This window comes from Nonomuraea sp. NPDC049141 (genome assembly GCF_040648415.1).
Taxonomy (GTDB): Bacteria; Actinomycetota; Actinomycetes; order Streptosporangiales; family Streptosporangiaceae; genus Nonomuraea.
The window spans coordinates 101,232-115,417 of sequence record NZ_JBEZDR010000007.1 but is presented as its reverse complement, the minus strand read 5'-3'; the positions used below and the strand labels follow the sequence as shown (position 1 = coordinate 115,417).

The 14,186-nt window shown below is 69.7% G+C and carries 9 protein-coding genes; 3 read left to right on the top strand and 6 right to left on the bottom strand.

Features of this window, described 5'->3' with window-relative positions:
* Window positions 1-90: 90 nt before the first annotated feature.
* The 5 genes from AB0B91_RS22095 to AB0B91_RS22075 all read right to left on the bottom strand — a co-directional run bounded on the left by AB0B91_RS22095 (window position 91) and on the right by AB0B91_RS22075 (window position 6,363).
* Entirely contained in the window at window positions 91-1,218 is a 1,128-nt protein-coding gene (locus AB0B91_RS22095) for a GNAT family N-acetyltransferase (protein ID WP_358322453.1), read from the bottom strand.
* Entirely contained in the window at window positions 1,215-1,583 is a 369-nt protein-coding gene (locus AB0B91_RS22090; RefSeq protein WP_214637201.1) for a hypothetical protein, read from the bottom strand. The genes AB0B91_RS22095 and AB0B91_RS22090 overlap by 4 nt, the downstream gene beginning before the upstream one ends.
* Before the next feature lie 418 nt (window positions 1,584-2,001).
* Complete coding sequence (locus AB0B91_RS22085; RefSeq protein WP_358322450.1) at window positions 2,002-3,531, bottom strand: sigma-70 family RNA polymerase sigma factor; 1,530 nt, start codon at window positions 3,529-3,531, stop codon at window positions 2,002-2,004.
* Window positions 3,532-3,880: 349 nt separating this feature from the next.
* On the bottom strand, window positions 3,881-5,656 hold the full coding sequence (locus AB0B91_RS22080) for a substrate-binding domain-containing protein (RefSeq protein WP_358322447.1): 1,776 nt from the start codon (window positions 5,654-5,656) through the stop codon (window positions 3,881-3,883).
* Between the two features lie 134 nt (window positions 5,657-5,790).
* On the bottom strand, window positions 5,791-6,363 hold the full coding sequence (locus tag AB0B91_RS22075; RefSeq protein ID WP_358322444.1) for a cation transporter: 573 nt from the start codon (window positions 6,361-6,363) through the stop codon (window positions 5,791-5,793).
* Window positions 6,364-6,575: 212 nt separating this feature from the next.
* Here AB0B91_RS22075 and AB0B91_RS22070 point away from each other — a divergent pair, with 212 nt between their 5' ends.
* The 3 genes from AB0B91_RS22070 (at window position 6,576) to AB0B91_RS22060 (ending at window position 10,948) form a co-directional block, all read left to right on the top strand.
* Entirely contained in the window at window positions 6,576-7,349 is a 774-nt protein-coding gene (locus AB0B91_RS22070) for a DUF4184 family protein (RefSeq protein WP_358322442.1), read from the top strand.
* Window positions 7,297-8,154, top strand: coding sequence for an RNA methyltransferase (locus tag AB0B91_RS22065; RefSeq protein ID WP_358322439.1), 858 nt, complete (start codon window positions 7,297-7,299; stop codon window positions 8,152-8,154). Before AB0B91_RS22070 ends, AB0B91_RS22065 begins: the two co-directional genes overlap by 53 nt.
* Before the next feature lie 247 nt (window positions 8,155-8,401).
* Complete coding sequence (locus tag AB0B91_RS22060; protein ID WP_358322436.1) at window positions 8,402-10,948, top strand: M4 family metallopeptidase; 2,547 nt, start codon at window positions 8,402-8,404, stop codon at window positions 10,946-10,948.
* Between the two features lie 47 nt (window positions 10,949-10,995).
* Here the strand turns inward: AB0B91_RS22060 and AB0B91_RS22055 are convergent, their stop codons facing one another.
* Entirely contained in the window at window positions 10,996-13,878 is a 2,883-nt protein-coding gene (locus AB0B91_RS22055) for an AAA family ATPase (protein ID WP_358322433.1), read from the bottom strand.
* Window positions 13,879-14,186 lie beyond the last annotated feature (308 nt).

Genomic DNA, 14,186 nt, shown 5'->3' with positions numbered 1-14,186 from the left:
GCGCGGGAGGAATGGCGGTGCTGCGGACGGTGCATGAAGGGTCCTCTGAGAGCGAGGGTTGCGCGGGGTTTGCTGTGAGGGTGGGAGCGCTCAGCGCGCTCCCGTTGGTTCCTTGACGACTGCGTTCGATGATTCCTGGTGCAAAGAGCTGCGCACCCGACCGAAGCCCTTCAGGACGCGATCGGCTGCCCTATAAAGAGACGGCCGGTCCATGACAATTGTTCGGGCTTTGTTGAAAGGAGTTCTGCCCATCCAGTGCACCGCCGCCGAAGCGGAGGGTCGGGAGACGCGGCCCTCGGCGACGTACAGCACCCCGCTCTTGAGCCAGTCCTTGTATTCCTTGCCGCCCTTGCCCATGTCCACCATGTGCAGACCGGCCGCCGCGGCGGCCTCTGCCATCTGCAGATGGTGCACGATGCCCGGTGAATACCGGGCGAACTCCGTGTCGTAGGCGGGGAACCACCCGACGAGCGTGGTGGCCGTGCGCAGCCCGAAATGGCCGGCGACCGGCACGTCTCCCGCGTACAGCATGGTCAGGACGCCCGAGAAGTCGGCCGACTTCTCGGCGAACATCAGATCGATCAGCTCGACGATCCAGGGCTGGGCGAACCGGTCGACCCGGCCCGTCCGCCTGTACTGATCGGACTTCCACGCGAGCAGGGTGCGCAGCACCTCCGGATCGGCCGAAGCCCATTCGAAGCGCAGCCCACCTTGCTCCCTGCCGAACTTGCGCTCCTTGTAGCGCACGGTCTTCAGGTTCTTGGGGGAATTGGTCTTCACCTGCTGGAGCCAGGCGTCGAAGCCCTGGGTGAAGTCCATGACCGGCGCCGGGCGTACGTCGCTCTCATAAGGCGCGAACGTCGGCTGCCCCGCGACCAGGTGGTCGAAGTCGAAGACACTCAGCTTGCAGGCCCTCAGCAGGGCTTTGGCCTCTAACCTCAGGTCGGGGACGGAGATGAGGCCGTGGCAGGTGGTGAGGAAGCCGCCGAGCGGCTTGCCGATGCCGAAGCTGTGCCGTTCGTAGGGGAAGAAGCCGGCGATGCCGGTCTCGTCCTGGATGACCGCGACCCGCACCCGATCCCGCAGGCGATCCATCGCCAGGGCGAACTCGACGGAGAGGAAGGGATTGTCCAGGCTCGTGTCTGCCTTCTGGAGCGCGCGCCACCGGGCCCGCTCGGACTCTCCGAGGTCTCCGGGGCGGACTACTGTGATCTTCACCTTGCCCTGGCCCCCTGTTCGGTCTGCATGTTCTTCCCCCGGTACAACACGCGAAGCACGTACATGAAGCCACCGAGCACGGCGACCGTCGCCACCCCCGCCCGGGGCGACCATGCGTTGAACTGCAGCATGGCTTGAGCAAGAAGCACGTTAAGCACGAGACTTGCCGCAGCGCCTACTGATAGTGCGGCAAGTGGGTCACGATCACGCAACAGTCCTACGACTGCCGCTCCTGGCACCACCAGAAGGAAAAGAGAGATGAGGAACGGGCGCAGCGGTGTCTGGATGTCGAACAGCGCGATCACCGCTCCCGCGATGCAGGCGAGCGCGAGGAGCCACGTCAACGCTCTGCGGTGCTTGAGCATCTACCGTCTCTCTCCTGGATCTAGCTGGGTAAAGGCGCGATTGATCGCATTTCATGGGACCAATCCACCCGTGGACACGTCAATGCCGACGCTTGGCGACACGCTCCGGTTTACCGGCAGGCAAATATTTCGCATGTGGTGTTCGACACATGCCCAGCTGAATCCGGCCTCCGTTGCGGTCCCCAAACCCCAAGGATGCCCTATATGCCGCAAGATCTTCGAGCTAAGGTCCGTTTTCTCCCCTTTTGTAACGTAAGTGTACTCATGGCCCACCGGTCACGCTGATCCGGGGGAGGGGATTCGACGGCCGGCAGTCAGGATTTCTGCGCCCTATCAGGAGGAATGTAACGCCGTATGGCTGCATCGTCCCGATAGCGGTGCTCTGTCGCGCATGGGGGAATGGCGGCTTGTCGACTCGTCAGGAGTCGTGGGCCGGGTCCACCTGGACGTTGTCCACGGACGTGCTCTGCGTCGGGCCGCTGGGCGTCTCGGTTGAGTCGGGGCCGGCCGTCGGCTGGTCGGTAGGCGGTTCTGGGGTCTGCTCCGGGCCACCGCCCCACGACAAGGAGCACTTCGCGGCGCCGCCGTTGGAGCTGAACGAGACCGTGCCGCTGCCGCCGGTGGCCGGGTCGTCGACCGTGACCCAGATCGCCACCGAGCCGCCCGCCTTGATCGACCCGCTCGCGGGCAGCACCTCCAGCCCCGCCGACGCGGTCGCGCTCCACGTGACGGTGGCGTTGCGCGCACTCAACCCGATCTTCGCGGCGGCGTCGACGCTCTCCGGGCAGGAGGCGGCGAACCGGGCGCCGCGCACGGTCCGCCGGCGGGTGGCCGTCGGGGCGGTCGCCGGCCTGGTGGTCGCGGCGGTGGCGGCGGGCCTCGTGCTCGGTACGCCGGTGGGAGAGCCGGTGTGGGAGGACGTGGGCGACGGATCGGGGGCGGGCGTGCTGTCGTCCTCCAGCGCGGGGTCGGGCGTGATGCCGGTCAGCTCGTCAGGAGAGGTCGAGGGGGAGGCCGAAGGGGCGGGGGTCACGCGCAGCGCGGTCTTGGCGGGGTCTGCGGTGTTCATCACGACCATCGCCCCGGTCGCCGCGAGAACCGCCGCGCCGGCCAGCAACACCGGCGCGAGGCGGCGCGGCCTGCGGCGCCGCGACCGCCGCTCGGCCGCCACCGGGAACCCCGTGCGGTCGAAGCTGTCGCCCCGATCGGTGATCAGTGTCCGGGTCTGGTCCCGCTCCGGGTTCACGCAGGTGTCGACCACCCGCCGGCGCAGCGAAATGGGGGGAAACGCCACCGGCACCAGGTCGAGCAGCCGTGCGGCCGCCACCTGCCGATGCCGTCCCTCCGTGCACACCTCGCACCCGGAGATGTGCCCCGACAGCCGCCGTCGCAGCAACGGGGTGAGCGGCCCTTCCCAGGAGTCCAGCAGCGCCGACAGGTCGGGACAGTGCGCCCGCCCGGTCCTGGCCAGGATCACGGCGGCGGCGCCGTTCTCCAGATGGTCACGAGCCCGGCCGAGCCGGGTGGCGGCCTGACGAGAGGTCAGACCGAGCACCGCCCCAACCTCGGCCGGAGTGAGCCCGTGCCGCAGCGACAGTTCCAGAACCTCGCGCTCGCTCATCCTCAGCTCGCCGAGCGCGTCGTGCACGAGTTCGGCGAGTTCGGGGTCCTCCGGCTCGTCGAAAACCGGTAACGGCACGCTGTCGGATCTCGCCGAGCCGCTCCTGTGGGCCAGCCGGGCGGCGGCCTGGAACCTGGTCAACGCATACAGCCAGGCTCTGAGCCGGCCGGGCTCCTTCAACCGGGATACGCACCCATGCGCGGTGACCAGCGCGTCATGCACGGAATCGGCCGCGGCGTCGCGTTCTCCGGTAAGAGAGCACGCGTAATCGTGCAATCGCTCCGCATAAGCGTCATAGAGCTTGGCAGCGCCTTCGACAGCACCCATCCGAAGCTCGTCAACCACCTGTTGATCGTCACCGCGGTCAACAGCCGGCCATCCAGACACGTTTCCTCCCCGCAGGTCGGAGGCGAAAGCCTCCACGGCGGGTTGGACGCCTCCCCGGTCAAGCGGGGTTACCACCGCGTGCGGGTCCATGCCTAACAGGCATGAGCTGGGGAAACGGGGTCAGATGTGACTCGGGGTGAGAAAGGAGAGGCAAGGGTCAAGAGGCGCACGTCACGGCGCCCGGTCACGTAAACCGCAGGAGCGTGTCCCTGGACAGGGGCCAGCCCTGGTCGGTGGGTGGGGCTGGCCCATGCTGGCCGTAACAGAAAGGCTGCGGTTTTGTCGGAAGTCAGCCGTCGCAGCGGGGGGCGCAGAGACGGCGCTGCATGCCCTGGAGGAAGAAGTCGCGCACCTGCAGCACATTCTTGGCGATATACGCCTCGCCGCCGGTCGCCTGCGCGACGGCGTCCATTTGCTGCTTGCCCTTCGGGGCGTCGGGGCCGAAAGCGATGAGCAGGATGCTGACCGGGCGCTTGGGGTTGTACGTTTTCTTGAGATAATTCAGGATTTGCTTATTCGTCAGTCCGCCGTCCGGATCGTCGTTGCCGGCGCCGTCGGTGAGGACCACAATCGTGTTGATCTTGTCTTCCTGGTACGACTTCGACATCTCCGCATAAGCGGCCTTGAGCGTGTCGTTCAACCCCGTGTCGCCCGTGGGCTTGGCCTGGACCGTCGAGAACTGCCTGGCTATGGCGTCCTTGCGGAGCACGCTGTTGACGCTCTCGCTGAGCGGTCCGACCGAGACCAGCTCGCGCCAGTCCTTGCCCTGCCCGTCGAGGTGGGTGGAGAACGTCCACACCCCGATCTCCGCGTCGGCGGGGAACAGCCCGAGCCCCTCGACGGCGATCTTGCTGATCGCCTGCATGCGGGTGATCTTCGTGCCGGGGACCGGCAGCGCCATCGTGCCCGAGACGTCGACCAGGGTGAGCAGGCGGGTGCCGAGATTCAGCCGGGACCAGGTCTGCGCCATGCTCACCACCGTCTTGTCGTCGGGGGCGGGCAGCGCCTCGGGCTTGGCCGGATTGAAGCCCTTGTCCTTGGACAGGGCGTCGCCGGCCTTGCCGTCAGGCGTGCGGAAGCCCTGGTCGCGCAGCGTCCGGTGGGCCGACTCGGTGCCGAGCTCCTGCTGGAACGCCGTGGCGGCCTTCTGTATCGCCGCGTCCTTGGTGACGATCACGATCGGGTAGTCGAGGCTGAGCGTGCCTTCGGCCGGGTAGAGCGGCACCACCTGGTTGTCTGGCTTTTTCGTGTTGTAGAGGTAGATGGTCTGTTCGGACGTGACGCCGATCGGGACCTTGCTCCCGGACTTCACGGTCAGGCTCGCCAGCAGCGCGGTCGGGTCGGCGACGAGCTGGCCCGACAACTCCTTGAGCGCGCCCACCAGCGCCTTGCCCTGACCGGCCTGCTGAGCCTGGCCCGCGGCGGCCAGCAGCGCGGCCATCCCGGCCGAGTTCTTCTGCGGGTCGAGGGCCAGCACGCGGATCTTCTTGCCGGGTCCGTCCGGATTGGCGACGTTCGCCGCCGCGATGACGCCCGCCCAGCTCGGCTGGAGGCTGCTGGCCAGCTTGGCCGCCGAGGCCTTGGCGGTCACCAGCACGACCGGCGAGGTGGCGACCGAGCCGGTGGACTCCGGCAGCGTGGCACCCGCGGCCTGGCCACGGAGCCTGGACACGACGAGGCTGGAGTCGGCCACCCACAGATCAGCGTTGATCTTGCCGGCGGCCAGCGCGTTCGCGGTCCGTGCCGCGGCCTCCTTGGCCACCGTCACCTCGACGCAGCGGCTGTCGATCGAGTGCATGGCCTTGTTGTAGTTGCCGGCGATCTTGTTGAGCGCGGGCTGGATGTCCGGGGTCGCGACGACGCGGAGCGCCAGCTTGCCGTTCGAACAGTCATGGTCGCGGTTGAAGATCACGAATGCCGCGACGCCCAGGAGTACAGCGAGTGCGACCGCTCCGGCGAGCGGGACGAACACCTTGCCGCGGCCACCACCGTTCCCACGCTTTCGGGGAGTCGGTTCCTGGGCTTGGTAGCCGCCATCGAGCTCGTCTGTGCGGTGTCGCCCCACGATGTCCTCTTCGGTGTGTCGGGACCTTTCGGAGACCCTAGCGGGAGATGCTCCGCAATACTTCCGGAACGATACTCGGTGCGCTTACTGTGGCAAAACAGCCCGTTTGGTGCGGCGATTACCTGGTGTGACGGTCAATGGCAGCATGAGTGACCACGCCAGGCCCGAGTTCCCTCCCTTGCTGCGACTCCCGCCAGCGCCACCGCCACCACTGGATCGACCCACCACCAGCCGAGCGTGTTCAGCCACAACCCGGTCAGAACTCCCGCCGCCATCGCGGCGCAGATGAGGTTCTGGGTGCCCTCTCCGGAGGTCGCGGCGGACCCGAGCCGCCGACCGAGCCGCCGCTTGGCCAGCCCCAGCACAGGCATGCTGACCAAGCTGAACGCCGTCACCACGATGCCCAGCACGGTCGGCACGGCCCGGTGGCCGGCATCGAGATCATGGGCGACGTGGATCACCAGATAGGGCGCCAGTAGCCAGAAACTCACCGCCACCGCCCGTCCCGCCCTGCGCTCCGCGCTCGGCGACAGCGTGCGCGAGCCGGTGAAGCGCCAGACGACGATCAGGCTCGCCGCCGCCTCCACGAGAGCCGACAGTCCCCAGCCGATCAGCGCCACCGAATGCGCCGACAGCCCCGCGGCCAGGCCGAGCGAGCTCTCCACCGCCAGCCAGACGAGAGTGCCCACCGAGAGCGAGCGAGCCACGCGCGCAGCACGCAGCCAGTCGGCTGACGCGGCCGGATGAGCGTGAATTCGCTGTTCAGGCACCTCGAACCCCCGAATCCCGACTCCCGGCCGTCGACAGCGATACGTAAGCTACCCATTACTAATCGTGACTTTAAGGGTTGCGGGCAAAGCTTGTTCAAGGTTCGCGAGGTAATCTACGAAGATCAGCCACGGGGGAGGGGTCGGAGCCGGTGCCGTTCACGCCCAGTCACATGGCAGCGGTGCTCCCGCTGATGTCGTCGCCCCTGCTCCGCCGCCTGGCGAACCCGTGGGCACTGGCGATCGGGGCGATGGTTCCCGACCTCCCGATCTTCCTGCCGTTCCTGCCCGACTACAGCGACTGGCACTCCTACCACGGCGTCATCACCATCGACCTGGCCGCCGTCCTCATCCTGCTGGGCCTGTTCCACCTGCTCTTCCGCGAACCGCTGATCTCCCTGCTCCCGCCCGCCCTCGCGGGCCGGGCCGCGACCCTGCGCCCGCCGCGCCTCCGTGACCTGCCGTCCGTCGTGTCCGGCGCCGTGATCGGCGCCGCCTCCCACGTCCTGTGGGACTCCTTCACCCACTCCACCGGTCCGGAGGAGTGGGGTTCCTGGCTCTCGGTGTCGGTGTTCGGGGTGGTGCGGCTGTTCCGCCTGCTCCAGTACACCTCCTCGGTGATCGGCCTGGCCATCGTCGTGTGGTGGGCCTGGCGCGGCCTCACCCGGATGTCCGCCGCGACCGTTCCCGCCCGGCTGCGGATCCACTCGGCGCTACGGCGGGCGGTCCTCGTGCTGTGTACGGTCGGCACCGTCGCGGGCGCCTTCCTCTGGCCCCTGGTCGACGAGCCCAACCCCCGTCTCGGCCTGGCGAGCGTCGTCACCAAGGTGGGCGCGGGCACCTTGGTCGGCCTCTGCCTGGTGCTCACCTGCTATGCGGTGGTCTGGCAGGTCATGCGCGTCGTGGCAGTATCTGAAGGTGCCTGACTACGTAACCGACGCCGCCGACCCACGCCTGACCGACTACACCCGGCTCAGGGACGTGGACCTGCGCAAGAGCCTGGAGGCGGAGCGCGGCCTGTTCGTGGCCGAGGGCGAGAAGGTGATCAGACGCGCGATCGCCGCCGGCTACCCGATCAGATCGGTGCTGACGACTCCCCGCTGGCTGGAGCCACTGGCGGACGTACTCGGGGACGCGACGGTGTACGTGGTGAGCGACGAGACCATGCTGGGCGTCGCCGGGTTCCAGGTGCATCGGGGGGCGCTGGCGTCGATGGAGCGCCTGCCACTGCCGCCGGTGGAGGAGGTGCTGGCGGGCACGTCACGCGTCGTGGTCCTGGAGGACCTCGTGGACCACTCGAACGTGGGCGCGATCTTCAGGTGCGCGGCCGCCCTGGGGGTGGAGGGGATCGTGTTGTCGCCCCGGTGCGCCGATCCGCTGTACCGGCGGTCGGTGAAGGTCTCGATGGGGGCGGTCTTCTCCATCCCGTACGGGCGGATGGACGACTGGTACGGCGGCCTGGAGCGGATCCGTACGGCGGGTTACACCCTGCTGGCGCTGACGCCCGATCAGCGCGTGACCCCCATAGACAAGGTGAAGATGGGGGAGCGGGTGGCCTTGCTCCTCGGCTCCGAAGGTGATGGTCTGTCGTCCCGCTGGATGCGCGAAGCGGACGAGTCGGTGTGCATCCCGATGAGCCCGGCGGCCATGGCCGCCGGGGTGGACTCCCTCAACGTGGTGGCCGCCGCCGCGATCGCCTGCCACAGCTTGACGCGCGCCGACGGAGCCTGACGGCCGCCGCTCCTCCCCGGGGGTCCGTGACCAGCGCGTTCCGAAAACATCGGTATGCCTACTGATGCACATACGGATTTGCAGGCCCGAGCGCAGCGCCTAGCGTCTGGCGGCAGCAAGGTGAAACGGCATGCTCACCCACCCCCCTTTTCCCGGTCGGCTCCGTGGCCCAGGCGATCCCTGCGGCGTGGTGGTCGGCGTGCGCGCACGTCGTGGCGCCCGGGAAATGCCGAAAGGAGCACGACGCGTGAAACGCACCGCCTTAGCCGCCGCGGCCGTGGGACTCGCCACGGCCGCGTCGATGTCTGTCTTCGTTCCTCCCGCGAACGCTGCCCCACCCGGAGCCAGCAAGGACAACTCCAGCGCGCAGGTACGAGCGGCGGCCGACCCGGCCTCGCTCGCGGCGGCGGTCGCCGACAAGGCCGTCTCCAGCGGGCTCGACAAACTGGCCAAGGGACCTGACGAGGCGTACAGCCGCGTGTCGGTCACCCGCGGCACCAGCGACATGTTCTTCGTCGGCTACGAGCGCACCTACAAGGGCCTGCCGGTGATCGGCGGGGACGCGGTCGTCGTCACCGACTCGGCGGGCCACGTGCGCGACACCGTCGCGGCGGCCGGACCGAGCAGCCCGGACGTGCAGACCCAGGCCAGGATCAGCGCGGAGAAGGCCACCGAGGTGGCGAAGACCCGGCTCTCGCGCGTCGACGACTCCGCCGCCCCGCGCCTGGTGGTGCTCACCTGGGGCGACAAGCCCGCGCTGACCTGGGAGGCCGTCGTCAGCGGCCTGGTCAAGGGCCGGCCGAGCATTCAGCACGTGTTCGTGGACGCCCGCACCGGCAAGATCGCCGACTCCTACGACCAGGTGCGCGAGGGCAGCGGCAACGGCTACTACTACGGGCAGGTCACCATCAACACGAGCGGCTCCGGCAGCTCGTACTCGATGACCGACACGACCAGGCCCGGCATCCAGTGCGGCGGGCAGGGCGGCACCGCCTACACCGGCACCGACGACGCGTGGGGCAACGCCTCGGGCACCAACCTGGAGACGGCCTGCGTCGACGCGCTCTACTCCGTCCAGCGCGAGTGGGACATGCTGGGTGCCTGGCTCGGCCGCAACGGCATCAACGGCAGCGGCCGGGGCTTCCCCGCGCGCGTCGGCCTGGCCGACGTCAACGCCTACTGGAACGGCAGCTACACCAACTTCGGCCACAGCCAGGACAACGCCCGGCAGGCCAGCAACATCGACGTGGTGGCGCACGAGTTCGGGCACGCCATCTTCCAGACCACGCCCGGTGGCGCAGGTTCCGGCAACGAGAACGGCGGCATCAACGAGGGCACCGGTGACATCTTCGGCGCCCTCACCGAGGCCTACGCCAACAACCCGAACGACCCGCCGGACTACCTGGTCGGCGAAGAGGTGGACCTCGTCGGCGACGGGCCGATCCGCAACATGTACAACCCGAGCGCGCTCGGCGACCCGAACTGCTACTCCTCCTCGATCCCCAGCACCGAGGTGCACGCGGCGGCCGGTCCGCTGAACCACTGGTTCTACCTGCTGGCCGAGGGCAACAACCCCGGCGGCGGCAAGCCGACCAGCCCGATCTGCTCCGGCGGTCCGTCGTCGGTGACCGGTGTCGGCGTGCAGAAGGCCGGCCAGATCTACATGGGAGCCCTGAACCGCAAGACCTCGACCTGGCGCTACACCAACGCCCGCGCGGCATCGGTCGCGGCCGCGATCGAGCTGTTCGGCGCCAACAGCGCCGAGTGCAACACCACCAAGGCGGCGTGGAGCGCGGTGAGCGTGGCGGCGGCGACGGGCGAGCCCGCCTGTGGCACGGCCACCAACGATTTCTCGCTCTCACTCTCCCCGTCGACCGGCAGCGCCCAGCCTGGGGGGTCGGTGACGTCCACGGTCAGCACCCAGACCACGTCCGGCAGCGCCCAGACGGTCAACCTGACCGCGTCCGGGCTGCCCAGCGGCGTCACCGCCGGCTTCAGCCCCTCGTCGGTCACCTCCGGCAACTCCTCCACCCTGACCTTGTCCGTCGGCTCCTCGACGGCGCAGGGCAGCTACCAGATCACCGTCACCGGCACGGGGTCGCTCACGCACACCGCGACCTTCACCCTCCAGGTCGGCACCGCGACCCGTGACTTCTCGATCTCGGCCAGCCCGGCGTCCGGCACGGTGACGGCCGGGTCCGCGGCCACCACCACGATCGGCACCACCACGACGGCAGGCACCGCGCAGGCCGTGAACCTGACCGCGAGCGGCCTCCCCACGGGCGCTTCGGCCACCTTCAACCCGGCCTCGGTGACCTCGGGCGGTTCGTCCACCCTGACGATCTCGACCGCGGCGACCACGCCCGCCGGCTCGTACAACGTGACCGTGACCGGCACCGGTGTGACGGCGACGCACACCACGACCTACGCGCTCACGGTGACGGGTACCTCGGGCGGCAGGACGTTCACCAACGGCACCGACTACACCATCAGCGACTACAGCACGATACGGAGCTCGATCACCTCCACGGCGACGGGCTCGGCGGTCTCGCCGGTCCAGCTGTCGGTCACCATCGTCCACACCTGCGCGGAGGATCTCGACATCTGGCTCCGCGGGCCGAACGGCACGTGGTACGCGGTCGACAGGTACGGCGGCACCAGCTGCACCTCGTACGGCACCAGGACGTACTCGGTCCCGGTGAGCCAGCAGGCGGCGGGCACCTGGGTGCTCGAAGTCAGCGACGTCTACGCGGGTGACACCGGCTACCTGAACACCTGGAGCATCACCCTCTGACACACAGCGGCACACAGCCCCGGCCGGTCCTCCGGCCGGGGCTTCGCTCATGGCGGCGGACACACCTCGTAGCGGGTGCGGACGCCGAGTTTCTGCAGCACCCGCGCCACGTGCGTGTCCACCGTGCGGCGCGACAGGAACAGCACCACGGCGATCTCCCTGTTGGTCTGGCCGAGCGCGACCAGCCTGGCCACCTCGCTCTCCCTCGGCGACAGCACCCCGCGAGCCTTCCTGCCCCCGCGGGCCTTCCTGCCTTCGTGCATCGGGCTGCCCGCGCCGATCTCCCGCAGCAGATGGCGGCAGCGAGCGGCGTCGTGGGTGGCGCCGAGCGCGGTGTACCGCTCGCCCGCGCGGGCGATGATCTCCGCGGCGGCCTCCCCGTCGTCGAGTTCGAGCCGCGCGCCCGCCTCGGCTTCGGCCTCCCGTGCCGCCCCGTACGGCCTCCGCATCGCCTCGTAAGCGGCGTGGGCCTGGCCATGGCGGCGGGCGGCCTCCTCGAACCGGCCCTCCGCCCCGGCCAGCGCTCCGTGCGCCGACTCCAGCGCCGCCTCGGCGGCCGGCGCGTCCGTGCCCTCGATGCCCGCGGCGAACTCGGCCACCAGCTCGGCGGCCTGGTCGGAGCGCCCCGCCTTGAGCAGCGCGGTGACGGCCGCCGGCACTACCTGCTCGCCCCACACCCACACGCCTTTGCGCCGGAGCCTGGTGACCGCGCTGTCCGCTTCCGCCAGTGCGGCGTCCACGGAGCCGCGGATCAGGTGCAGCTCGACCAGCCCGCCGGAGGCGGCGGCGGCCACCGGGAGGAAGGCCGAGTCCAGCTCGCGCGGACCGGCTGCCGCCAGGCGCTCCTCCGCCTCCTCCCATTCGCCCCTGGCCAGCGCCAGCATGCCGAGAACCAGCTGGGCGTCCACAGCGAGCAGCGGCGCCTCGGGGGTCACCTCGACCACCGCGGCCGCCCGCTCCCGAAGGCCGTCCCAGCGCCCGGTCAGCCAGTCGAGCTTGATCGACGACACCTCCACCAGGTACGCGGGGTACAGCGCGCCGGTCTCCTCGGCGATCCGCCTGCCCTCGCCCGCGAACCGGTCGGCCGGGCCGTAGTGGCCGAGCGCGGTCGCCGCGTCGCACAGGTTGGAGTAGGCGCGCGCGACCTGCCTGCGTACCGCTGCCGACGGGTCGTTCACGGGCAGCGTGCCGGCCAGCGCGAAGGCGTCGGGCGAGCCCACGAGCATGGCGAAGGTGACCTTGTTGGCGTGCACCGTGGCGGTCAGTTCGGGGTTCTCGTCGGCGACGCTGACGAGGAGGCTCTCGGCCTGGTCCATCCACTTCTTGTGCGTGGCGATCGGCTCGGCGCCGTAGGCAGGCATCGCCAGCAGGGCCAGCCCCCTGGCGGCGATGCCGGGCCTGTCCTCCAGGTCGGGGAGCGCGGCGAGGACCTCCTGGCGTCCCTCCGCGATGGCGCCCGCCTGGTTGGCCAGCAGTACGCCCAGGTTCAGCCTGGCCTCGCCGCGGACCTCCCTGGACAGGAAGTCGTCCGACAGCAGGTGTCGTAGCATCCGCACCGCGCGCCGATGGGAGAGCCCGATCGCCGCGAGCCGGCTGAGCTGGAGGGCCAGCGGACCGCGGGCCTCGCGTGGCAGCTTGGGATCGGCCAGCATGCCTTCCAGCAGCTCGACCGCGAGCGGGACGTCGCCCAGGGCCGCCGCCTGGTCCGCGGCGGCGCCGCCGTGCTGCCGCCACGCCTCGTACTCGCCCGCGCATCTGGCATGGTAGGCGAGCTGTACGAGTGGCGGCGGGTCGAGCGCGGTGAGCGCCGCCATGGCCCGCCTGTGGGTGAGCTGCCGGTCGGGGCCGGGGATCGCGTCGTAGACGGCCTGCTGGGCGAGCGCGTGGCGGAACCCGTACTGGCCGTCGGGGTGCTCCAGCAGGACGCCCGCCTTGAGCACCTCGAGCAGGCCCGCCCCGGTGGGGGCGACGGCGCCGGAGACGGCGGCGATCAGCCGTTCGTCGGCGGGCACCTTGAGCACGGCGGCGGCGTGCACCGCGTGCAGCGCGGGCGGCGACAGGCCGGCGAGTTGCTCCGCCATCGCCTCGCGGAGCAGCAGCGGCACCGCGATGTGGTCGAGCGACTCCGGCTCCTCCACGCCGCCGGGGAACTGGCCGTCGCCGTCGAGCAGCGAGCGGACGACCTCCTCGATGAGGAACGGGACGCCGGCGGTCCGTTCGCGCAGCCTGGCGGCGAAGTCCTCCGTCACTTGGGAGCGGCCGAGCAGCGTGCTGGTCAGGGTTCTGACGGCCTCGACGTCCAGCGGCTTGAGGGAGATCACCAGGCTGTTGGCGCCCGGCGGATGCCGGTAGGCGTGGCCCAGCGGCAGCCCGGGCACGGGCAGGTCCTCCCGCCGGAAGGTCATCACCAGCGCCAGGCCCTCGGGCGGTTGGTGGGTGAGGAACCGCAGCAGGTCCCGGGTGCCGTCATCGGCCCAGTGCAGGTCCTCGACCACCAGTACGGCGGGCGCCGCGGCGTCCAGCAGCGCGTGGACCGCGCGGAACAGGCGGTGCCGCTCGGCTCGCGGGTCGTCGACCGGCGGAGGTGGTGGCGACGGCGGCAGGTGCCCGGCCAGCTCGGGGAGGTAGCCGCGCAGCGCCCCGGTGACCGGGTTGAGCGCCTCGGCCGCGGGCAGGGCGGCGGCGACGTGGCGCAGCGCGTCGAGCACCGGGCCGTACGGGAAGGGCTCCCTGAGCTGGTGGCAGTGGCCGAGCAGCACGGTGCGCCCGCCGTCGCGCAGGACGTCGATGGCGGCCCGCACCAGCCGGGTCTTGCCGATCCCCGCCTCGCCCTCCACCAGGGCCACAGCGGGCGGTCGGGTGATCGCGTCGAGGAGCGCTCGCAACGCTGCTTCACGTCCGACCATCGCGGGGCTGTCGACACTCGTCATCGGCGTCTCCGAGGGTCGGATTTCGTGCCCGTGCCGTTACCGTTATCTACTACCAGTCATCTACGGTCAACCCTCGCTTTACTTTTCATATCACTATGTAACGTTCCAAAGCGGACGCCAGGGCGGTCTCTCCCCTCCAGCGGGACACTCGGTGATGATCTTGTCCGCCTGGCGGACGTGTCCCGCCAGAATGCTAACAAGGGGACTAAAAGCGGCGTGAGCTGCCTTTTCTATATATCCCGATAAATCACTACGGGCCGCTGCAAAACGGGCGGCTTTTCTTTGTTGCTGTATTTGCGAGATCCATT